Genomic DNA, 21,973 nt, shown 5'->3' with positions numbered 1-21,973 from the left:
TATGGGAAAATTTCAATATTGCATTCTGGTTATTCTGGTAATTGCAACATCGTGTACTTCACAAAAAAAGATGGCTAATTTTGAAGAGCAATCTATACAAAAAGAAAATAAATATAAATCCGACCCTACCTTTACAGGTTCAGCCCCACAAAGACTTATTATTGATTCAACTGAAAATATACATTTTAGCGACTCTATACTGGAGAAAAAAATAAAAGCTGCATTATTTCTTGATTCGACTCAACAAATAAACATAGCAATAGCTGATACTGTAAAAAAACTCGTTCTTAATGCTGAAAAGTCGGCAAAATATTCAGAAAAAATAAAGTCACTTGATGGATTACAATATTTTAAGAATTTAAAAAAATTGTATGTAAGTTTTAATTCTATATCAGATTTAACTCCACTCCAAGACTTACACAACCTTGAAAGGCTAATGGCTCAAAATAATCAAATTGAAAACATTGAACCATTGAGAAATCTGACAAAACTAAGATATCTCACATTATACATGAATAACGTATCGGATGTATCTCCATTATCAAATTTAACAAACCTTGTTGATATCTGTTTATGGGATAACAATGTTAGTGACATCAGTGTTTTTAATAATCTTATAAACCTTAAAGAAGTAAATTTAGGTCGAAACCAAATAAGGGATATTTCCCCACTAAAAAATTGCAAAAAACTGGATGTTATTTGGATTCCTTTTAATCCAATCTCTAATCCCGAAATACTATCAGATTTTAGTGAAACATTGAGGGTACTATCAATTGCCGGGTGCAATATCAAAAACATTGACTACCTCAAAGATTGCACGAAAATGAGAGATTTATTTATCTTCAATAATCAAATAACAGATATATCTGTTCTACACAAGATGACTGGTTTAAAATCCTTGTTTGCTTCGAACAATAGGATATCCGATATTAAAGTAATACTACACTTGGTAAAAAATGGAGCTTTTCAGGATAAAGCAAGATATGGTATACCAGGGATTAGTATCGATTTAAAATGTAACCCAATTGATTTTTCAACAGAGAAAAACAAACGAATAAAGTATTATCTGGAAAATAATATAGAAATGATTAAATTTTAAAAATTGGTTAACCGAAAAGAGGACCGGTGAGCTAACAGTCCACCCGCTCGCGCCAATTTGCAACCGTGTGCAATCCGTAAGGATTGAAAAATGCTGCTTTCAGCCTTTGGCTGAGGCACAGATTACACCCGTCTGCGACAGGCAGGAATCTGCGCCGGCTAAGTAGAAAAATTTACTGCGATTCATTCAAATACTAAACATATGAAACCAATACCCTTTATTTTGATGCTAACATTGGTGTTGCTGACAATGCTAAGCCATGGTCAGGATACAGCAGAATGTAAAACAAACGTTTTTTGCGAGCTTGTACCCGACGGATGGGAATGCCAAATTATCAAAGAAAACTTCCCGGAAGATGACATTCCCAAACATACGCCTACCCCGGAGGCCATTGTTAAATATTACCACCCGAACAGAGAATTTGAGAACATGAACAGCATTGGACAGGAAAGGGTGAATCCTGCATTGATCTTGAATTTATACCCGATCAGTCGTAAGAATGAATTGTCGAAATTCATTAAGTCGCAGCAATACCTCTCCCATTGCATCCCTGTTTATTTCGGCGAGACAGCAGATTATTTTATAATTACGTCACCCTGTTTTAAAAATAAAGGGGTCTACACCGAAGAAGCCAATTCTGCCATAGCTGATTTATACAAAGCCTTGGATTGCGCAGTAGTGAAAAGAAAATACTATCTAAATGAGCATTTAAAGTTTGAAAAATACTAAACACAACCAAGCGCCCTGTTGCATCAACGCTACATGTACTTAGGCGTTAAGCCCATTGGGCAGCAAACCACCGAATGAACAAACCGTACCCTCCATTTGCTTTATTGGTAGTGAAAACAATGTAACAACTACCGATATGCTACGAAACTATTTCTTACTGACTGCATTCCTGCTTGTCGCTATTCAATCGATGGCCCAGGCCCCCAGTGGTGTTCCTTACGGGCAGCCCGAACCGCTCGAATTCGATCTGGTAAATATTATCGTATTTATTATTGTTCCGGCATTAATTATATTGCTGTACATTGGGTTCAAGCGCAAAAACCGAAAGAAATAGGGCTGCTGGTAGCTGCAATACATTCATGATTCATTGAGTTACCAACAGAAACGGAGGCATTATTAATTTCTGCTTTTACTCTCCCTCTTCTCCCTCTCTACACGTAGAGAGGGACGATCCCGAGTACTCGCGGATCAGGGTGAGTCTGAATATTATAACCGTATTTTGTTATTGTTCTTTGAGAAACTGTCAAAAAACAATCATGATTCTCAGGAATCGCCAACAGATATGAAAGATATATATCTTTTCAGTTTTGCTCTTCCTGAATGTTTCGCCCCGATGGGGCTAATTTTTTCTCATCTGGAATTTTCTATAAATAGTATCGCAACGCTGTTGCTCAAAAACAGCTGCAGAGCAGCAAAATATTTATAGACAAACAAGACAAGAAAGACCGTTAAGCTGCAGCGCAGCGTAATAAATTTAATTGTCGAAATAGTTGCCTTTCCAAGGCCTGTATTGATTTTCAAGGCCAGCGAAAAGGGAAAAATCGATGTTTGCAATGTTTAAGTGTGGCTTGTCGACAGCATTTCATAAAAGCAGTTAGATTACAAGGCGCATAAAGCGATTGTGCCTTGAATCGCTTATACATATCACCCCCGGGTTTCACCCGAGGTTAATCTTATTTTATCCCTTCGGGATATTGAGCAGAATTACAAACTTAAGTAGAGTTAACCGGACAGTAATGTTTGAACACTTAACTTTTTATGGCGCTGAAAGCGTCGAATGTGATTAACCCGGTGTGAAACACCGGGATGAAATGGCCGAAGGGAAATCGTCCGGAACAGTTAGTTGATCGTAGATTTATAAGACTTCCGGACGAAAAATAGCTGTCTTTCGTTGATTGACTTTCATAAAAAAGGCTGCCTAAAAAAGACAGCCTCTTCATGAATTTCCTTCTCTGTTTATTTCGGTTCCCAGTAACAACGTTTGGGAGAAACGATTTTTTCCTCTGCTTTCAGTACTTTCATTGCTTTTTCCACTACTTTTTTATCAAGGCCGGCTGCTTCGGCTATCTGCCCCGCGCTCATGGGTTTTCCGGCAGCTTTCATTGCCGCCATTACTTTTTCTTCACTCATGATTTTATCTTTTATTGACGGTTATTTTCCAAAACGTTCCGAGATCACTTTCCAATCCACAATTTTCCAGAAATCTTCGATGTATTTCGGACGTGCATTCTGCTTGTCGAGGTAGTAGGCATGTTCCCATACATCGCAGGTCAGTAAAGGCTTTTTACCGTCGCGCAGCGGATTTCCGGCATTGCTGGTTTGCACAATTTCGAGTTCGCCCGATTCGCTCACCACCAACCAGGCCCAACCCGATCCAAACAAAGTGGCAGCTGCCTTCGAAAACGCTTCTTTAAACGCATCGAACGAACCAAATTTGGCATCGATCGCTGCTTTAAGTTCGTCTTTGGGTTCTTTGCACCCGTCGGGACTAAACTGCATGAAATAGAACGTGTGGTTCCACACCTGTGCTCCGTTGTTAAAAATTCCGCCGTCGGCTTTCCGAATAATTTCTTCAAGACTGGCATTTTCAAACGCTGTTCCCACAATCAGGTTATTTACATTGGTTACGTATGCCTGATGGTGTTTCCCGTAGTGAAAGTTGATGGTATTTTCACTGATCACCGGTTCCAATGCATTAGCAGCATATGGAAGTTCTGGTAAACTAAAAGCCATAATTATAAAATTTAAAAGTTGTTGATTTTTATGTAAAGGTATAACGTATTAGTAAGAAAAAAGATTGGGCTTCAAGCTAATTTTGAACAGGTATAAATAAGGTTCAACGTACCCTATTGGGGCTTGCTTTATCGCTTATTGCGGATCGGTGCAGAAGTTTTCCGGGAATTTCCCTTTAATTCCCTTTTCCCGGTAATAGGCCTTCATTCGGTTAATATCGGCCGTTGCATCATCTGTCAGCTCAAACAGCTCGCCGGTTGAAATGATCTTTCTTCCCCAGTCGAAGCTACCGAGATACACCGGAATTCCGGTTTCGCGGGCGATAATATGAAAGCCTGCTTTCCATTTCTTAGTGAAGGCTCTTGTCCCTTCAGGTGTCATGGCCAAATGAATATAATCGAGCTCATTGATGGTGTGAATGGTTTGCCGGATTACGTTTGCACCGCGGGAACGGTCAATCGGAAGGCCACCCATTTTCTTTACAAAATACCCCAGGGGCCAAAAGAAAAATTCTTTTTTGATCAGAATATTCGCTGTTCTTCCGGCTGAAGTATAATACAACCAGGAAATCACAAAATCCCAGGCACTGGTATGTGGCACCCCGATAATAATACATTTCGGGACATCAGGCATTCCTTCATAAACTCCTTTCCATCCCATCAGCTTCATTATAAATTTGCAAAGTCCTTTCATTTTGTGTCTACCTTTTTTAATTTAAAATTTGTTGCTCCTGCATATTCTTTCAATAGTTCCTGCGCCAAAATTGTAGCTTCATCCAATCCATTGGAAGCGGCGTAATCAATTATAATCATCAGGAAACGTTTGGTTTCGGCGCTTACCGATGTTCTCACCGAATCGCTGGTGGGAGTGCCAAAGGCTCCGGCTTCATCCCTGAAAACCGGCATAAATTCAATGTTCAGTTCTCCCCTGCCAATTCCTTTGTAGGGTTCATCGTTTTTTCCGATTCCAAAAACCACATCTCCGTTGATTTTATCTGCATCGTAGCCGCCAATCGAAAATCCGGTTGAAATGGACACCAGATTCAGGCAATCCACCACATTGTTAACCTGGTAAAGCTCTCCCCGGTTTACCACCCTCCGGAGCAGCGCTTCTGCCGACAACCGATAACGTGCCGGATCTTTTCCGCAGGCTTTGTAGGCTTTCCGCGAGGATGCGATAGCCGGAATCTGACTGACATCACCGATTTCCAGGCGTGAATGCAACTCATCAATCTTGCCCTTCATCCGTGTCCACAGCTTTTCATCTGTATCCGTCATCCTCACCTCGCACTCGATACACGATAATTGCAAAGCAGGAACTTTTGAAGCCAGTTCTGTTGAAATACTAATTGCAGGCATAAATCTATCTGTGAATTCTCTCGTTCTTATAACAGACTTCAAAACTAATATTCTGAAACGACTTTTGTAAAAATGTGCATTGAAAAAACCAACCCGATTACAACAAACCAACGGAAAACACGTAACACCAATGGTATAAAATTTGTATGAAAAGGAAGGATTTTATCGTTTAAGTTCCTGTTTAACAATTAAAATTCAAGATGATGAAAAACATGATTCTGATAGCCTTGATTTTTGGAGCAGCAATTGCCTTAAGTGCTCAGGAAACCAAAATGACAAAAAAAGAAAAAAAGGTAAAAACTGAAGCCGTAAAAAAAGAACATATCCAACAGTTAATGTCAGACAAGACCTGGCGCTTCGATGCCGAAAGAATGCTGCCGGCGACCGGACAGAGCAAAACCCTGATAACCGACTATGGGATGGATTTTCTATCCGACAAAATCGAATGCTATCTTCCCTTCTATGGAAGAGCTTATAAAGCTGAATACGGAAGCAACAAGTCGCCCCTCGATTTTAATTCGGAGATTGACAGTTACAATATCCAGGAATGGAAAAAAGGTGGGTGGATTGTCAATTTTAATGTCAAAAACAATAGCGACTTTATGCAGTTTACCCTCACCATTGCATCGACAGGATCTGCCACGCTGAGCATAAACAGCACCGACAGGCAACACATTTCGTTTCAGGGCGAAATTACCGATGTTGAGAAAGACAAGAAAGAAAAATAGAAAGGGAATCCGTTAGGATTCCTTTTTTTATATTTCAAACGGAAGTTTCCGAATCAACCGTATTTCAGCGGGTGTAACCAAAGCCTGCATCGGAATAACTTCCACCCCGGCGCTTACAGCCTCTTTTAATACCGCAGCATAGGCCGGGTCAATCTCCACTGCCGGGGCAAAGACCGCCACATCGCAACGCTGAATAATGTACAGCATAACTGCCCGCATTCCCTGCTTTTTTACTTCCATCAACGTTATCAGATGTTTTTGCCCGCGGGTGGTTACAGCATCGGGAAACAAAGCATAGTTCCCTTCTTTCAGCGAAACATTTTTTACTTCAACAAAGCATTTTTCGGTATCATTTTCGGCGTAGACATCAAAGCGCGAGTCTCCAAACGTTACCTCCCTGCGAACCTGGGTATAACCTTCCAGTCTGGGAATCTTGCCTTCTAAAATGGCCTCAAAAGCCAACAAGTTCGGATTGGAAGTATTTATCCCCACCCAGCCATCGTTTATTTTGATCATCTCCCAGGTAAAACGGGTTTTGCGTTTGGGGTCGCCTGCCGGCGAAAGATAAACTTCGGCACCTTCTTCCAAACAGCTTTTCATGGTGCCTGAATTGGTGCAGTGCGCCGTTACCACCGAGCCATCATCTAAAGTAACATCGGCCAGAAACCGCTTGTACCTTTTAATTAATGTGCCATGTACCAATTCTTGCTGAAAAACCATTGAAAAAAGTATTAAAGCCCAACTGACTGTTATAAACGATCTAACGAGGAAAGATTGAAGAGAGATTGAAAATAGATTGAAAATAGATTGAGACAGATTGATTTAGATTCGTTTCGTTCCATCAATCTGTCATCATTTCAATCAAAAATTATTAATAATACCCAAATATTATTGACCAGCGACTAAAGCTGTGTGCGGGCAAACGGAACGGTACTTTGCTCCACAAATTCCTGCTTTAAAAACTTATAATACCCGGTTATCGCAATCATTGCGGCATTGTCCATGGTATATTCAAATTTCGGAATAATCAGGTTCCAATGGTGTTTTTTCGCATTCTCCATCAATGCATTTCTCAAACCTGAGTTCGCAGAAACACCCCCGGCAACAGTAATTTCCTTAATACCGGTTTCTTTGGCTGCCTTCTTTAGCTTATTCAGAAGGATTTCGATAATGGTATATTGCAGTGAAGCGCAAAGATCGGCTTTATTTTCTTCCACAAAGTTTTCGTTCTTCCTGATTTCATCGCGAAGGAAATACAGGAAATTGGTTTTTAAACCGCTGAAGCTGTAGTCGAGCCCGGGAATGCGCGGACGGCTGAATTCAAAACGAAGCGGATTACCTTCTTTGGCCAGTTTATCGACATGTGGCCCGCCGGGATATGGCAGTCCCATTACCTTGGCACATTTATCAAAGGCCTCGCCGGCTGCATCGTCAATGGTTTGCCCGATCACTTCCATGTGAAGATGATCGCGTACAAGAATAATCTGAGAGTTTCCTCCCGACACCAGCAGGCATAAAAACGGAAATTTCGGAGGATTATAATCCACCCCGTTCTCCCGGATAAAAAGTGCCAGTACATGTCCCTGCAAATGATTCACTTCGATCAGCGGGACATTTAGCGCCAGCGAAAAACCTTTGGCAAACGACGTACCTACCAACAACGATCCCAGCAAACCGGGACCACGTGTGAAAGCCACTGCAGAAATTTCATTTCGGTCGATACCCGCACGTTTGATAGCAGTTTCAACAACCGGTATAATATTTTGCTGATGTGCGCGCGATGCCAATTCAGGAACCACGCCACCGTATTCCTCGTGCACTCTTTGGTTAGCCACTACATTCGACAAAATCATACCATCGCGAATAACAGCTGCCGATGTATCATCGCACGAAGACTCAATGCCTAATATCGTAATTCCTTTATTTTCCATTTCACTTAAATTGTTCATTGCCTGAGTACTGCAATTTTTAATTTTTCTCCCGGATATTTATCCCGTTCCGGGTATCTGTTTTTTCTGATTTTACGTTCTATTTAAACAACAACAATTGCCCCTGGTTTATATCTTTGCGTTATTAAAATGTCGTCGTTCATAAAAGAACGATTTCGCAAGGCTTATTTTTTCCGAAAAAGGGTATGTTCGTTTAAAAATTGCAAAACTATTAAAAAACGCTGGAAAATATTCATCATTGTAATGTCGGTACTGATTGTACTGCCAATTGCGGGCTATCTTGTCATTCAAAACAGCAAGGTACAGACGATTATTACCCAGCGAATTGCCACTGCTTTATCGGAACGACTGAATGCTAAAATCAGTGTTGGACGTGTCGACATCCGCTTTTTTCGTTCGCTCCAACTCGAAGACATTCTGATTGAAGATCAGAACAGCGACACGCTCCTTTTTGCACAGGAAATCTCGGCAAAAATCGACACCCTGCGATTTCGCAAACATTTCCTTAATATCGGCGAACTCAGTTTTAAGGGAAATCAGCTCAACCTTTCGCGCGATTCTGCCGATTGTTATAACTTCAGTTTTATTTTGAATGCGTTTGCCGATACGGCGAAAACCACTGGTGCAAGTTGGCTTTTCGCTTGTAAAACGTTCCATTTCAATACGCTTCAAATTCGCTATTCCGATAAGGCGGACAACTCGTTTAACGATCTTCTTATCGACGACCTGAACCTGGACGTCTCCGACTTTAAAAGCCAGGATGATTTTACAACATTTCGGATAGATCAGCTAAAACTGGCATCGAATCAAAATATCCGGTTCGAAAACATGAGCGCTCAAGTTGCAATCTCGCCTCAAAAAATAGAAGTCAGCAACTGGAGTTTTGAGAGCCGAAGTTCCCAAATCTCCAACTCGGCTTTAACGCTTGACTTGCCGTCGGTGATCGACTCGGTGCGCTCGCCGTTAAAAATTGATTTTCAAATTCCTTCCTCCATCATCAATTTCAGGGAACTTGGAGAAATCATCCCTGCGTTAAGCGGAATGGATCAGGTGGTTGAGCTGTCGGGGCAGATCTTTGGCGATTTTAATGACCTGAAAGGGAAAAACATTCAATTTAGTACCGGTAAAAATACCCGTGGCGATATTGATTTCTACATTAACGACCTGCTTCATCCCGAACACATGTACCTGTTTGTTGATGTAAAGGAATCTACCACTACTTTTAACGACCTTTCGAATATACGCTTACCCCGTTCAGCCAAAATCAACTACCTGCAGTTCCCCAGTGGGTTTTACCAGGCGGGGCTCCTGCAATTCAAAGGAAACTTTAGCGGATTCCTTGACGATTTCGTTACATTCGGTACGCTTCAAAGTGAAGTAGGAAAGCTAACCACCGACATTTTGGTAGCGCCGGAGAAAGAAGGCTCCATTATATACCGGGGAAACATTGCCACCAGTAATTTTCAGCTCGGAAAACTTTTCCGCGAAGAAACTCTGGGCAAACTCACCTTTAACGGCTCCGTGGATGGAAAATATAACCAATATGACGAATCGATGTCGGGGATATTTAAAGGCAATATCAAAACCATTGAGGTCAATAACTATCCGTTTAACGACATTCAATTCGACGGCATTCTGCTGGATAAGATGTTTGACGGGCTGTTTGTGATGAACGATTCAAACCTGCAGTTCTCTTTTCTTGGTCAGGTTGACCTGAACAGCTCCATTCCTGAATTCGATTTTACACTTCAGCTGAATAAAGCCCGTCCGGCGCAACTCAACCTGTTTAAACAATTCCCGAATGCAGAACTGGCATTTAACATGAATGCCAATTTCAAAGGCACAACACTGGATAATCTTGATGGCATAATCAACATAGACGAAGGCTACTACAAAAACAGAAACGGATCGTTCGATTTGGGCGGAATGAGCCTTAGAACCAACAAAAAGAATGGCATCGATTCGCTTTCGTTCAGCTCCGGATTAATGGATATCGCCATTGCCGGAAGCTACCATTTCAGAAGTATTGCCGATGCGATTCAACAAACCGTACATCGTTTTATTCCATCATACGAGATTAAAGACACGGGGAACGGCTTTGCCAATCAATTCGATTTCAAGGTCGACATAAAAGACATCAATCCCCTGGCCAATATCTTTGTTCCCGGGCTGGAACTTGACACTCCTTTCCTTTTATACGGGAAGTTCGATTCCTCAAAAAAGGAAATTGATCTCGAAGGAAGTATCCCCGGCGTACGTTACAACCGCATTCTCGCCCGCGATATTTTTATTGGGAACAAAGCCATTGGAAATAAGTACTCCTCTAAATTCAGGTTTGGCGAAATTCGGGTTGACAACGACATTCAGCTTTACAATTTCAGAATAGACTCTGAACTGGCGAACGATGAGCTCAGAAACACCATTTCGTGGAGTAATTATGACGAACTAACGTACAGCGGTTCGATAAAATCGCGTACCCTCTTTTCGAAATCAGACAGCACTGATAACCTGAAGGTGGTAATTGAAGGACAGGAGTCGAAAATATTTATTGCTGATTCGGTCTGGAACATTTCACCCTTTTCGGTTACCATCGATTCGTCATCCATGTCGGTAAACAATTTTCTGATTTATAACCGGGGTCAGCAAATTGCGGTGGATGGCCGAACTAACGAAGGACGTGCCGATTTACTGAACCTGCGGCTGAAAAACATCAATCTTGCAGACCTGAGTGTCTACACGAAACAAGATCTTGAAATAAAAGGCCTCGTTAACGGCACATTCGGATTTGCCAATTTATTTGATAAACCGGCAATACTCTCCGACCTTTCGATCGATGATTTTTATTACCGCGACCAGTTGATGGGCGATGTTTCGCTGGTTAGCCACTGGAACAGCAGTCAATCTAAAATTGATTCGCGGTTAAAGGTCGTACGCAACAACAAATTGAGTCTTGATGCCTTCGGGAATTACCTTCCATCATCAAAACAACTGAACTTCGATGCAAGTTTCGACAGTGTTTCACTGATTGTGCTCGAAACTTTTATGGGCGAAAGTTTTTCCAACTTTAAGGGCTACGGTTCGGGAAAAGTAAACATTGGCGGCTCAATCGACAAAGTTCTGCTGAACGGGGCATTAATGGGCATAAATGCGGGGGTAACCATTGTGGCAACACAGGTTCTGTATACCTTTAACGATAGTGTTTATTTCAAAAACGATACTATTCTTTTTGACAATTTAACGGTATTTGACGCTCAGAAAAACCAGGGAAAATTCTTTGGCACCATCGTTCATCACAATTTCGGGAACATGATCTATGATTTGCATGCCACCACCAACCGAATCAAAGCTTTGAACACCGGCCCACGCGACAACGAAAAATTTTACGGAACGGCCGTTGCCCGCGGAAGACTCGATATTACGGGAAAAGGAAGATCGGTCCGGTTAAGTGGTTCGATGACCTCTTTATCAGGCACGGAAGTCAACATATCGATGGAAAGCGAGAGCGAGGTGGAGAAATATGATTTCATCGAATTTGTTGTCCCTAACGAAACCGAAGTACCTGCATTTTACCAGGTAAAACCCGAGGAAGAAGACAAATTAAACCTGAGTTTATCGGTTGAGGCGACATCTGATGCCAAAGTTCAGCTGATCTACAACTCGCAAATCGGAGATGTGATAAAAGCCCAGGGCGAAGGATTACTGGTTTTCGAAATGACAGAAGACGGAGACATTTACTTGTCGGGCAATTACAAACCCACACGCGGAGATTATCTTTTCACCCTTCAAAATGTGATCAACAAGCGGTTCACCATCGAACCGGGCGGTTCCATAGTATGGTCGGGTGACCCTTACAATGCCAACATCGATCTGAAAGCCATCTACAAACTGAAAGCTTCGCTGTATGATTTGTTTATGAACAACGCAAACAATACGGCGCAGAATCAGAGAATTCAAGTGGAATGTATTATTCACCTCGAAGATGAATTATCCAATCCTACCATTGGTTTCGACATTAAATTTCCGAACGCTAACGAAAGAGATAAAGACGATTTGCAACAATTCTTTAATACTGAAGAAGAGCTGAACAAACAGATTCTTTCGCTGATTGTAATGGGAAAATTCTACACCCCGGAATACCTCAGGGGAACCTACGAAGCCCAGAACAATAACATGCTGGGCACTACAGCGAGTGAACTATTTTCCAATCAACTTAGTAACTGGCTGTCGCAAATTAACGATCACTGGGATGTAGGTGTAAATTATCGTCCAGGCACCCAGGTGAGCGACGATGAAATTGAACTGGCACTGAGTACACAAATTTTCAACGACCGTGTTACCTTAAACGGAAATATCGGCAACAATGCCAATCAATACAGCACCAACAACAGCCAGATTGTAGGTGATTTCGAAATCAATGTAAAACTTGTTCCGAATGGTAAAGTTCAGTTGAAAGCGTACAGCCGTTCCAACAACAACCTGTTCTACGAAACAGCGCCCTATACCCAAGGAATTGGCCTGTCTTTCACCGAAGAATACAACACGCTTAACGATTTATATCAAAAATTTACCAGTCTTTTCAGGAAAAAGAAATGAACGGAATTAATACCGGAAAGATTAAATTTCTGATTATTAGTTTAAACGTTTATAAATTCCTGATAAAATTTCTTTTTATATCCATCTCAAAAAATAATTTTGTGGTCTCGATTAATGACAAAACTTAATCTTTTAAAATCAATACTATGTTTGTATTAATGGTTGTGATCTTTGTTCTGGGCTATACGGCTATAGCACTTGAACATCCACTAAAGGTTGACAAAGCAGCGTCAGCCTTAATTATTGGTTCCCTGTGCTGGGTTGCCTACATCCTCGGAGGAGAATCGATAATACATCTCGGTTTTAGTCCGGCCTGGAGCACATTTCTGGCCGAAAACCCCGATGCACATGGCTTGCATGCCATTCATGAATTTATTGTAGAATACGAAATTATTCGCCATTTGGGAGAAATTTCCGAGATCTTATTCTTTTTAATGGGAGCAATGACCATTGTTGAGATGGTTGACCAGCACGAAGGATTTAAGATCATTACAGATAAAATCAAGACAACCAACAAGGTAAAATTACTCTGGATACTCAGCTTCCTGACTTTCTTTATGTCAGCATTGCTGGATAACCTGACTACTACCATTGTGCTGGTGGCTTTATTGCGTAAACTGATCGACGACAAACAAACCCGCTGGTTTTTTGCCAGTATGGTTGTACTGGCAGCCAATGCCGGTGGAGCGTGGTCGCCCATTGGAGACGTAACCACGATTATGCTCTGGATTGGCGGACAGATTACTGCCGCTAAAATTATCATGGGAGTATTTATTCCCAGTCTTCTTTGCATGGTAGTGCCGTTGGGTATTCTTTCGTTTACAATGAAAGGAAACGTTACCCGTCCAATCATCGACGAAGAAGAAGAAAACTACGTTTCAAAACAAGAAGGCATTTTGTTCCTTATTCTGGGTGTTGGAGGCCTGTTGTTTGTTCCGGTTTTCAAAACGCTAACTCATCTTCCTCCGTATATGGGAATGCTACTTGCGCTGGGCGTGTTATGGGTCGTAAGTGAAATCGTTCACAAAGACAAGCCAAAAGAGGTAAAAAACAAGTTGAAAGTAACGGCCATTCTTCGTCGTGTAGATGTTCCAACCGTACTTTTCTTCCTGGGTATTCTTTCTGCAGTTGCTGCTTTGCAGTCGGCAGGCCACCTGAGTATTTTGTCAAAATTCCTCGACGACAAACTGGGGAACATTTTCCTGATCGACCTTGCCATTGGTGTACTTTCGTCGGTAGTCGACAACGTTCCATTGGTAGCCGGAGCTATGGGTATGTATCCTGTACACGAAATTGGAGTTACCGGTTACGATGCTTTCTTTGTTCAGGATGGCGCATTCTGGGAATTCCTGGCCTATACCGCCGGTACCGGAGGCAGTATGTTGATTATCGGATCGGCAGCCGGTGTTGCAGCAATGGGACTCGAAAAAATCGATTTTATCTGGTACCTGAAAAAAATCTCATGGCTGGCTTTAGTGGGTTATCTGGCAGGAGCTGCCTTCTATTACATCGAATTCGGCTTATAATGAATTAATACCCGATTGTTCATAACTCCGTTCTTATGCGCAATTGAGACTCAGAAAGCATTTAAAATATTAGTTACTTTTGCGGGGTATAATAATTGATATTATACCCCGTTTCTATTGATAAGAATTGTAAAATATTATTAAAAAAATATGTTGAATCTACTGATGATCCAAACTGATCTTCCGCAAGGCGTGGAAGCTGCGGTTACTGAACCCGAAGGAATTTCGACCAAATTTATTGACCTGGCCTTAAAAGGTGGCTGGATCATGATCCCGATTCTGGCTTTGTCGGTGGTGGCGGTTTATATCTTTTTCGACCGCTATTTTGCCATCAAAAAAGCAGGCAAATTTGATTCGGGTTTACTCGACAAAATAAAAGTTTACATTTCAACCGGTAAAATTGATGCAGCCATTGCACTTTGCCGCAGCAATCCCAATCCGGGTTCGCGGATGCTTGAAAAAGGAATCAGCCGAATTGGCCGTCCGTTAACCGATGTAAATACAGCCATCGAAAATGTAGGTAACCTCGAAATCTCAAAACTCGAAAAAGGTCTTCCGGTTCTTGCATCGGTTGCAGGGGGCGCACCCATGATCGGGTTCCTCGGTACAGTAATGGGGATGATCCAGGCGTTTTACGATATGTCGAATGCAGGAAACAACATCGATGTAACCTTACTTTCCACCGGTATTTATCAGGCCATGGTAACCACGGTTGCCGGACTGGTAGTGGGTATCATCGCTTATTTTGCCTATAACATTTTGGTTTCGAATGTAGAAAAAGTGGTTTTCAAAATGGAAGCTACTACTTCTGAATTTATGGATCTGTTGAACGAACCGGTATAATTCAATTTCAATGGCGTTAAAAAAAAGAAATAAAGTAGATGCATCATTTAGTATGTCGTCGATGACTGACATTGTCTTTCTTTTACTGATATTCTTTATGGTTACATCGACATTGATTGCTCCGAATGCGCTGAAATTGTTGTTGCCGCAAAGCAACAATCAAACAGCTGCAAAGCCAATCACTACCATCTCGATAACAAAAGATCTGAAATACTACATCAACGACAACAACAGCCTGAAAAAGGTATCGTTTAACGAGATTGAACCTTTTCTTCGCAATAAATTCGGAACAGGCAACGACGACATTTTTATTTCGCTTCATGCCGACCAGAGTGTGCCGGTAAAAGAAGTGGTAAACATTATGAACATTGCCCGCCGGAACAAGTATAAAATGATACTGGCAACAGCTCCGGAATAAAATTTGCACTGCATCCAGAACATGAAGGAAACAGAATACTACAGCGAACGCAAAAAAGGAATTATCGGCACCATCGTTTTTCACGTGATTGTGCTGTTATTGATGATATTCCTTGGATTCTTTACTCCGCTACCATTGCCGGGGGAAGAAGGTATTCTGGTAAACTTTGGTAATTCAGAAAATGGATTGGGTGACCGCGAACCGGCTCCGGCCCGTCAAAAAGAGCCCACTCCCACTCCTGCTCCACCCAAACGGGAAGAGCCCAAAGCAACACCACAGCCGGCAACACCGCCACCTGCAACTACTCCAAAATCGAATCCGAAACCGGCCAATGAAGCAGTAATGACGCAGGATTACGAAAAAACGGTTGCCATTGAAGCTGCTGAAAAAAAGAAAAAGGAAGAAGAACGCAAAAAACAGGAACAGCTGGCTGAAGACCGCCGCAAGAAGCAAGCTGAAGACGCGCAAAAAAAGGCACTGGCAGATGCTGAAGCAAAGCGAAAAGCGGATGCAGAAGCCAAAGCAAAAGCCGAAGCTGCTGCAATAGCCAAGGCCGAGGCCGAACGTAAAGCAAAAGAGGAAGCCGAAAGAAAACGTTTGGAAGAAGAACAACGCAAAATCAACGAAATAAACTCGCGTACAGCGGGCGCCTTTACCAAAAGCGGAAACGGAACCGGAGGAACCGGAAGTGGCGACGGAAAAAGCCAGGGAGTTACTTTCCCGGGCGGCAACCAGGGAGTACCCACCGGCGATCCGAATGCCGGAAATTACGGACAGGGAGGCAGTGGTTCCGGTAACCAAGGATCAGGTATTTCGTTCAGTCTGTCCGGCCGGTCGGCTATTTCATTACCTAAACCACAATATCCGGGCAACGATGCCGGAATGGTTGTGGTTAAAGTTACCGTTGATAAAACAGGGAAAGTGACCAGTGCGGAACCGGGTGTTCAGGGAACGACGATTATGGACCAGAAATTCTGGAACGAAGCCAAACAGGCAGCACTAAAAGCCCGATTTAACGTTAACGAAAATGCTGCTGCTTTTCAACAGGGAACAATCTCCTATCGATTCGTTCTCGATTAGCATAAAAATTATTTCCTTTGCACCGCCGGCGCAGAAATTACAAGCAGTATAATTTCTGATAACAGTAATGTTCTTGCCCGCGCTTTATTAGTCATTTGCAAAAAATTTTGGATCATGGCATTCCTGACAAAAGACAAAGTTTTTAGTAAACTCTGGTTTAAACACTATTTGTTTATTATAGTCGGATCATTTATTCTGGCTTCTTCCTTTGTATTTTTTATTACACCTCATAAAATTATTCCGGGCGGTGTATATGGTATTTCCATCGTGGTGCACTACCTCACCAAAGGCGTTTTTTCCTTTTGGCCCGAAGGAATTCCGATCGGATTGTTTGCACTGCTGCTTGATATTCCTTTGATTATAGCGGGAATAAAAATTCTCGGCCCGCGTTTCGGAGTGAAAACCATCATGGGCTCGATACTCACCGCCACGTTTAACGACCTGATCACCTGGATGCGTCCGGTTGCCGCTGATGTTCCGCTGGTAAACGACGTTCTCCTGTCATGTGTTTTTGGGGGTGTTCTGGCTGGTTTTGGTTTGGGTTTGATCTTTAAATCAAGAGCTACTTCGGGCGGTTCAGATATTATTGCCATGATCATTGCAAAATACACCAAACTGCAGTTGGGCCGTCTGATGATTTATGTCGATTCGGTGATCGTTTTGCTTGGTTTAGTGGCTTTTGGCGATTGGGCGATCCCGCTCTATTCATGGGTAGTCATTTACATTACCGGTAAAGTAATCGATATTACACTCGAAGGGGCCGACTACAACAAAGCCCTTTTTATTATCTCAAAGCAGCATGCGCTTATCAAGGATAAGTTGTTGAACGACCTGGAACGAGGTGGCACGTATTTCAAGGGGCAAGGCATGTATACCAATGAAGAAAAGGAAATTATTTACACCGTGGTAAGCCGTCGCGAAGTGGCTATTCTGGAAGAATACATCAGCAAAATAGATCCCGATGCCTTTATCACCATCATGGATACCAAGGAAATTCTGGGAGAAGGTTTTCAGAGCCTGAATCAAAAAGTAAGTGATTAGCAAACGAGCCGGTTTTTCGAAGGTCTCGTACCAACTAAGCAATTAGTGGTTTAAACACTACAAAATTGCACTGGTGCATTTTCTTTTTAACTTTAAAAGCACTCACAAAAAGAAAATGTATGATTATTGTCTTTGTGGCCTACCTGCTTGTACTGATAGCCATTGTAGCCTATTCTGCACGACGTTCTAAAACCAACAACGATTTTGTTATTGGAGGAAAGAAGATTTCCGGTTTCTCACTGGCGCTCTCAGAGAGGGCAACGGGAGAATCAGCCTGGCTGCTGCTGGGTTTAACCGGGCTCGCCTACACTGAAGGGATGGCCGCTATTTGGGTGGCATTAGGTTGTGTTTCGGGCATCTTATTTTTGTGGACTTTTCTGGCTGAACCCTTACAAAAACTTACCGAACAAACAGGAGCTTTAACCGTACCGGGGCTTTTCTCTGCCAAATTCAAAGGCACACAACGCAGTTTTGGAATTCTTTCGTCGCTGATCATTATTTTCTTTTTTGTGTTGTACATCGCCGCGCAATTCAGCGGTGCCGGAAAGATTTTTAACGACACTTTCAATATTGATCCTTTCTGGGGAATGGTGATCGGCTCGTCGCTGGTGACCATTTACACCATGCTGGGAGGATTTATTACCGTAGTGGCTACCGATGCTTTTCAGGCCATTTTAATGGTAATTAGCTGTGTGGTGCTGCCCATTATCGCCCTGGGCATTGCAGCGGCCAATAACATCGATATTGCCACCGCAATTACCAAAGCCAGTTATACGGTTCCGTTGAATGCAGCTGCGGTAAAACAGGTCGGTGGAGGCTTACTCATTTTAAACGGTTTGAGTTGGGCATTCGGATATACGGGCCAGCCGCAACTGCTTACCCGCATGATGGCCATGCGCAGCCAAAAAGAGACACAGCAAAGCCGGTGGCTGGCTATTTCCTGGACTTTGTTAGCCTATATTGGGGCATTTCTGATTGGGATTATCGGGTATAAACTGGTTCAGGCCGGTTTGCTGGGCGAAGCTGCAGCTTCCGTTTCAAACGACGCGGAAAAAATTATGCCTGTCATGGTGATGACTTTGCTAAACCCGATATTGGCCGGTATTCTTTTATCCGGGGCCGTATCGGCGATGATGTCAACGGCATCTTCTCAATTAATGGTGGTTTCGTCATCGATGACGGAAGATTTCTACCTGCATATGACCAAAAAGAAAATTCAGGAAAAGAAAATGCTCAACCTTAACAAATGGCTGACGCTGGGAGTAGGATTGGTTGGTTTTCTGCTGGCCATTACCATGGAAGATACGGTGTACGGATTGGTTTCCTACGCGTGGAGCGGAATTGGCGCATCGTTTGGCCCGGCCATTGTTTTATTGATTTTCTGGAAAAGACTGTCGAGAGTCGGAGTTTTGGCCAGCCTGGTAACCGGAACAATTTCAGCAGTAGTATGGAAAACCTGGCTGGTGGATGGTACAGGAATTTCAGAAAGACTGGCAAGTTATGTGCTGGCATTTTCCATGGCTGTGATTCTGAGCCTTGCATTTCCTGAAAAACCAAAGCTAAATTCAACTACAAAATGACAGCGAAATACAAGATTAAAAAGTATTAAGTAAAGTTAATTCCTGAAAATTGTTTTAAGCCCGTAAATAATCTGTTATCTTCGTGCCTCGTGTAAAATACTATGGAATTTTCAGGTAAAACAATTTGGGTAACCGGAGCTACTTCAGGGATTGGAAAAGAAGTTGCACTGGCGTTATCGAAAGAAAAGTGTATGCTTATTCTTTCGGGCAGAAACGAGGCGGAACTCGACAATGTTGCCGCGATGTGTCACGATAACGGCAGCACTGCCTATCCCGTTCCCTTTGATCTTGGAAATACCGACTCCATCGAAAATGCACATCATAAAGTAAAAGAACAGGGACTTGTTCCGGATGCGCTTTATCAGTTTGGAGGAATCAGCCAACGTGCGCTGGTAAGTGAAACACCCTTGCATGTTGACCGAAAAATTTTTGAAATCAATTATTTTGGCACCATTGCACTGACCAAACTTATTTTACCCGATATGATTGCCAAAGGTGGAGGACACCTTGCCGCAACCTCGAGTATCGTTGGTAAGTTCGGCTTCCCCTACCGTTCGTCGTATTCAGCCTCGAAACAAGCTTTACATGGTTTTTTTGAAAGTCTTTTGGCTGAGAACAAACCGAATAATATTCGTGTTTCGATGATCATCCCCGGATTTATCAATACCAACATCTCGGTAAATGCAGTCAACAGCAAAGGCGAAGCACATGGTAAACTGGATGAAAATCAGGCCGGAGGAATGCCGGCCGATCAATGTGCAAAAGTTATTTGCAAAGGATTACGAAAAGAAAAGAAAGAAATACTGGTGGGCAACAAAGAGCTAATAATGGTCTACATTCGCAGGTTTATTCCTCGATTGTATTATTATCTTGCGTCGCGTGTAAAACCCATGTAAAACTAAAATTGAGATCAGAGTATGAAGGAGCAGATTAATGGCATACAACAATTAGGCGTTGGTGTTGAAAATTTTAACGAAGCATGGAAATGGTACCGCGAACACTTCGCGATGGACATCAGAATGTTTGAAGAAGAAGCCACTGCAGAGTTAATGCTGGCTCACACCGATGGAAAACCCCGGAAACGACACGCTGTACTGGCATTGAACATGCAAGGCGGAGGCGGATTCGAGATCTGGCAACACACCGGTAAAACACCCTCACCCTGCCCCTTCGAAGTCAATCTTGGCGATTTAGGCATCAACATAGGCAAAATAAAAACCGCTGATATCCAGGCGGCCTACAATAAATTCAAGGCATCAAAGCTTAATATTTTAACACCGATCACCAAAGACCCGTCGGGCAACGATCATTTTTTCCTGAAAGACATCTACCAGAATATCTGGGAATTTAAAACCAAAAAGGAAGTTTTCAGAAAGAAAGAAAAATCGGTGAGTGGTGGTGTAATCGGGGCAATTATCGGGGTAAAAAACATGGAGGAAAGCCTCCCTGTTTACCGCGACATTTTAAGCTACGACCAGATTGTTTACGATAAAACGGGACAGTTTGAAGATTTCAAAGGCCTGCCGGGCGGAGACAAAACCTTCCGCCGTGTGCTGTTAAAACATTCCGATGTAAAACAGGGAGCTTTTAGTCCTTTCTTTGGGCAATCGGTGATTGAGTTGGTAGAGGCTGTTGATTACGAACCGCGTGATATTTTTGAAGGAAGAATCTGGGGCGATCCCGGGTTTATTCACCTTTGCTTTGATATTAACGGCATGGATGCCTTCCGCGAAAAAACGAAAAACCTGGGCCATCCGTTTACGGTTGACAGCGCCAAAGCAATGGAATCGTTCGACATGGGAGAAGCCGCCGGCAACTTTGCCTACATCCAGGCGCCCGAAGGTACCTTGATCGAGTTTGTTGAAACACATAAAATTCCAATTCTCAAAAAAATAGGCTGGTACATCGACTTCCGAAAAAGAGGAAATCATCCTTTGCCCGATTATATCCTGAAGATGTTCCGGTTTATGCGGGTGCGCGATCGCAAGTAAAAGCACCTGTTCATAAGTTGAACCCTGGAAAAAATCGCAAGAAGCGGTCTTACGGTTTTAAATTGTATCTTTAACTTCGAACTCACAATTCGAGATTAATGAAATTTACTTCCATTCTGATTCTGTTTATTCTCTGTACAGGGAAACTTCCGGCAGAAGAACCGGTAAAGTACAACAAAGCCGACAAGCTGTTGCTGGAAAGCATTTTTGATGCCCTTGATTCAAAAAATAAGGCATCCACATCAGAGTTGGTCGTATCTGTCGGTATGAGTTTTTTAAATACGCCTTATGTGGCTCACACCCTCGAATCGGAAAAGGAAGAGCTGGTGATTAACCTCCGCGAGCTCGACTGCACCACTTTTGCAGAAAACTGCCTTGCCATTGCGCGGAGTATAAAAGGCGGGAATCCATCGTTTAAAAGTTTTACCAACGAATTGCAGCAGCTCAGGTACCGTAACGGCAAAATCAAGGAATATCCCTCGCGTTTGCACTACTTTAGCGACTGGATCTTTGAAAATGCAAAAAGCGGATACATTCAGGATGTATCGCAACAAATTTGTAATACTCCCTACCCGCTTCAAGTCAATTTCATGAGTACGCACCCCGACAGTTACCTGCAATTAAAATCAAATCCGTTGTGGGTGGACGATATGAAGAACATTGAAACCAACATTTGCCAAAGACAAATGTATTACCTGCCCCAAGACAAAGTGGCCGAAATGGAGAACCAACTAAAAAGCGGTGATATAGTCGGTATTACCACCTCTGTAAAAGGGCTCGACATTACACATGTTGGGATTTTGGTCAAAATAAATGGTAGAATCCACCTGATGCATGCTTCATCAAAAGCCATGAAAGTGGTGATCTCTGAGGAACCGCTTTCCGATTATTTATCGGCCGGAAAAAGTAACACCGGCATTATGGTGGCAAGGCCGTTGTAATTGATATTTTGTTAATCAAAAATCAACATCCGCAAAACAATTATTTTGAACACACGTTATTATTAAACATATTTTTAGAAATTA

20 protein-coding genes are annotated in these 21,973 nt (G+C 42.5%); 14 read left to right on the top strand and 6 right to left on the bottom strand.

Translation table 11 applies throughout. From position 1 onward, the window contains the following. Positions 1-70: 70 nt before the first annotated feature. The 3 genes from MR764_RS12715 to MR764_RS12705 all read left to right on the top strand — a co-directional run bounded on the left by MR764_RS12715 (position 71) and on the right by MR764_RS12705 (position 2,162). The gene (locus MR764_RS12715; RefSeq protein ID WP_247979801.1) at positions 71-1,099 is read left to right on the top strand and encodes a leucine-rich repeat domain-containing protein; all 1,029 of its coding nucleotides are present in this window, start codon (positions 71-73) and stop codon (positions 1,097-1,099) included. Positions 1,100-1,300: 201 nt separating this feature from the next. After that, complete coding sequence (locus tag MR764_RS12710) at positions 1,301-1,828, top strand: hypothetical protein (protein WP_247979800.1); 528 nt, start codon at positions 1,301-1,303, stop codon at positions 1,826-1,828. Positions 1,829-1,964: 136 nt separating this feature from the next. Then, complete coding sequence (locus MR764_RS12705) at positions 1,965-2,162, top strand: hypothetical protein (RefSeq protein WP_247979799.1); 198 nt, start codon at positions 1,965-1,967, stop codon at positions 2,160-2,162. Positions 2,163-3,064: 902 nt separating this feature from the next. Here MR764_RS12705 and MR764_RS12700 read toward each other — a convergent pair. From MR764_RS12700 to MR764_RS12685, 4 genes are all read right to left on the bottom strand, one after another. Further along, entirely contained in the window at positions 3,065-3,238 is a 174-nt protein-coding gene (locus MR764_RS12700) for a transcriptional regulator (protein ID WP_247979798.1), read from the bottom strand. Positions 3,239-3,259: 21 nt separating this feature from the next. Further along, on the bottom strand, positions 3,260-3,844 hold the full coding sequence (locus tag MR764_RS12695; RefSeq protein ID WP_348773080.1) for a superoxide dismutase: 585 nt from the start codon (positions 3,842-3,844) through the stop codon (positions 3,260-3,262). 132 nt (positions 3,845-3,976) lie between these two features. Next, positions 3,977-4,534 carry a 1-acyl-sn-glycerol-3-phosphate acyltransferase gene (locus MR764_RS12690; protein WP_247979796.1) on the bottom strand — a complete coding sequence of 186 codons (558 nt, stop codon included), beginning with the start codon at positions 4,532-4,534 and terminating at the stop codon, positions 3,977-3,979. Continuing rightward, positions 4,531-5,199, bottom strand: coding sequence for a phenylalanine--tRNA ligase beta subunit-related protein (locus MR764_RS12685; RefSeq protein ID WP_247979795.1), 669 nt, complete (start codon positions 5,197-5,199; stop codon positions 4,531-4,533). Before MR764_RS12685 ends, MR764_RS12690 begins: the two co-directional genes overlap by 4 nt. Before the next feature lie 203 nt (positions 5,200-5,402). Between MR764_RS12685 and MR764_RS12680 the strand changes: the two genes are divergently transcribed. Continuing rightward, positions 5,403-5,927, top strand: coding sequence for a DUF4251 domain-containing protein (locus MR764_RS12680; RefSeq protein WP_247979794.1), 525 nt, complete (start codon positions 5,403-5,405; stop codon positions 5,925-5,927). Positions 5,928-5,954: 27 nt separating this feature from the next. On the opposite strand, the gene sfsA is transcribed toward MR764_RS12680, so the two are convergent. Then, positions 5,955-6,647, bottom strand: coding sequence for a DNA/RNA nuclease SfsA (gene sfsA, locus MR764_RS12675; protein WP_247979793.1), 693 nt, complete (start codon positions 6,645-6,647; stop codon positions 5,955-5,957). Between the two features lie 182 nt (positions 6,648-6,829). Beyond that, positions 6,830-7,858, bottom strand: a complete 1,029-nt coding sequence (gene tsaD, locus MR764_RS12670; protein ID WP_247979792.1) for a tRNA (adenosine(37)-N6)-threonylcarbamoyltransferase complex transferase subunit TsaD — start codon at positions 7,856-7,858, stop codon at positions 6,830-6,832. Between the two features lie 261 nt (positions 7,859-8,119). On the opposite strand from tsaD, the gene MR764_RS12665 reads away from it, so the two are divergent. From MR764_RS12665 to MR764_RS12620, 10 genes are all read left to right on the top strand, one after another. Further along, positions 8,120-12,469 carry a translocation/assembly module TamB domain-containing protein gene (locus MR764_RS12665; protein WP_247979791.1) on the top strand — a complete coding sequence of 1,450 codons (4,350 nt, stop codon included), beginning with the start codon at positions 8,120-8,122 and terminating at the stop codon, positions 12,467-12,469. Between the two features lie 146 nt (positions 12,470-12,615). Then, positions 12,616-13,995, top strand: coding sequence for a sodium:proton antiporter NhaD (gene nhaD, locus MR764_RS12660; RefSeq protein ID WP_247979790.1), 1,380 nt, complete (start codon positions 12,616-12,618; stop codon positions 13,993-13,995). Between the two features lie 150 nt (positions 13,996-14,145). Then, positions 14,146-14,838, top strand: a complete 693-nt coding sequence (locus tag MR764_RS12655; RefSeq protein ID WP_247979789.1) for a MotA/TolQ/ExbB proton channel family protein — start codon at positions 14,146-14,148, stop codon at positions 14,836-14,838. Between the two features lie 10 nt (positions 14,839-14,848). Further along, positions 14,849-15,256 (top strand): biopolymer transporter ExbD, encoded by a 408-nt coding sequence (locus tag MR764_RS12650; protein WP_247979788.1) that lies wholly within the window; start codon positions 14,849-14,851, stop codon positions 15,254-15,256. A gap of 21 nt (positions 15,257-15,277) precedes the next feature. Further along, positions 15,278-16,336: a cell envelope integrity protein TolA gene (locus MR764_RS12645; protein ID WP_247979787.1), complete on the top strand. Its 1,059-nt coding sequence runs from the start codon at positions 15,278-15,280 to the stop codon at positions 16,334-16,336. 114 nt (positions 16,337-16,450) lie between these two features. Next, positions 16,451-17,377, top strand: a complete 927-nt coding sequence (locus MR764_RS12640; RefSeq protein ID WP_247979786.1) for a YitT family protein — start codon at positions 16,451-16,453, stop codon at positions 17,375-17,377. A gap of 119 nt (positions 17,378-17,496) precedes the next feature. Beyond that, positions 17,497-18,957 carry a sodium/proline symporter gene (locus MR764_RS12635; RefSeq protein ID WP_247979785.1) on the top strand — a complete coding sequence of 487 codons (1,461 nt, stop codon included), beginning with the start codon at positions 17,497-17,499 and terminating at the stop codon, positions 18,955-18,957. A 101-nt stretch (positions 18,958-19,058) separates the two neighbouring features. Next, complete coding sequence (locus MR764_RS12630) at positions 19,059-19,853, top strand: SDR family NAD(P)-dependent oxidoreductase (protein ID WP_247979784.1); 795 nt, start codon at positions 19,059-19,061, stop codon at positions 19,851-19,853. Between the two features lie 21 nt (positions 19,854-19,874). Continuing rightward, positions 19,875-20,948 carry a VOC family protein gene (locus MR764_RS12625; protein WP_247979783.1) on the top strand — a complete coding sequence of 358 codons (1,074 nt, stop codon included), beginning with the start codon at positions 19,875-19,877 and terminating at the stop codon, positions 20,946-20,948. A gap of 98 nt (positions 20,949-21,046) precedes the next feature. Then, entirely contained in the window at positions 21,047-21,889 is an 843-nt protein-coding gene (locus tag MR764_RS12620; RefSeq protein WP_247979782.1) for an N-acetylmuramoyl-L-alanine amidase-like domain-containing protein, read from the top strand. The last annotated feature ends 84 nt before the right edge of the window (positions 21,890-21,973 follow it).

The sequence above is a fragment of the Maribellus sp. YY47 genome, assembly GCF_023111095.1.
Classification (GTDB): Bacteria; Bacteroidota; Bacteroidia; order Bacteroidales; family Prolixibacteraceae; genus Draconibacterium.
The sequence above is the reverse complement of the archived record's forward strand: the minus strand, read 5'-3'. Positions and strand labels throughout refer to the sequence as shown.

Bases quoted from the DNA above. Each gene is read 5' to 3' on its own strand.
- MR764_RS12665 (WP_247979791.1), top strand. From the start codon at position 8,120: ATGTCGGTACTGATTGTACTGCCAATTGCGGGCTATCTTGTCATTCAA.
- MR764_RS12680 (WP_247979794.1), top strand. From the start codon at position 5,403: ATGAAAAACATGATTCTGATAGCCTTGATTTTTGGAGCAGCAATTGCC.
- MR764_RS12630 (WP_247979784.1), top strand. From the start codon at position 19,059: ATGGAATTTTCAGGTAAAACAATTTGGGTAACCGGAGCTACTTCAGGG.
- MR764_RS12705 (WP_247979799.1), top strand. From the start codon at position 1,965: ATGCTACGAAACTATTTCTTACTGACTGCATTCCTGCTTGTCGCTATT.
- MR764_RS12685 (WP_247979795.1), bottom strand. From the start codon at position 5,199: ATGCCTGCAATTAGTATTTCAACAGAACTGGCTTCAAAAGTTCCTGCT.
- sfsA (WP_247979793.1), bottom strand. From the start codon at position 6,647: ATGGTTTTTCAGCAAGAATTGGTACATGGCACATTAATTAAAAGGTAC.
- MR764_RS12620 (WP_247979782.1), top strand. From the start codon at position 21,047: ATGAAATTTACTTCCATTCTGATTCTGTTTATTCTCTGTACAGGGAAA.
- MR764_RS12645 (WP_247979787.1), top strand. From the start codon at position 15,278: ATGAAGGAAACAGAATACTACAGCGAACGCAAAAAAGGAATTATCGGC.
- nhaD (WP_247979790.1), top strand. From the start codon at position 12,616: ATGTTTGTATTAATGGTTGTGATCTTTGTTCTGGGCTATACGGCTATA.
- MR764_RS12655 (WP_247979789.1), top strand. From the start codon at position 14,146: ATGTTGAATCTACTGATGATCCAAACTGATCTTCCGCAAGGCGTGGAA.
- MR764_RS12640 (WP_247979786.1), top strand. From the start codon at position 16,451: ATGGCATTCCTGACAAAAGACAAAGTTTTTAGTAAACTCTGGTTTAAA.
- MR764_RS12715 (WP_247979801.1), top strand. From the start codon at position 71: ATGGCTAATTTTGAAGAGCAATCTATACAAAAAGAAAATAAATATAAA.
- MR764_RS12700 (WP_247979798.1), bottom strand. From the start codon at position 3,238: ATGAGTGAAGAAAAAGTAATGGCGGCAATGAAAGCTGCCGGAAAACCC.
- MR764_RS12690 (WP_247979796.1), bottom strand. From the start codon at position 4,534: ATGAAAGGACTTTGCAAATTTATAATGAAGCTGATGGGATGGAAAGGA.
- MR764_RS12625 (WP_247979783.1), top strand. From the start codon at position 19,875: ATGAAGGAGCAGATTAATGGCATACAACAATTAGGCGTTGGTGTTGAA.
- MR764_RS12710 (WP_247979800.1), top strand. From the start codon at position 1,301: ATGAAACCAATACCCTTTATTTTGATGCTAACATTGGTGTTGCTGACA.
- MR764_RS12635 (WP_247979785.1), top strand. From the start codon at position 17,497: ATGATTATTGTCTTTGTGGCCTACCTGCTTGTACTGATAGCCATTGTA.
- tsaD (WP_247979792.1), bottom strand. From the start codon at position 7,858: ATGGAAAATAAAGGAATTACGATATTAGGCATTGAGTCTTCGTGCGAT.
- MR764_RS12650 (WP_247979788.1), top strand. From the start codon at position 14,849: ATGGCGTTAAAAAAAAGAAATAAAGTAGATGCATCATTTAGTATGTCG.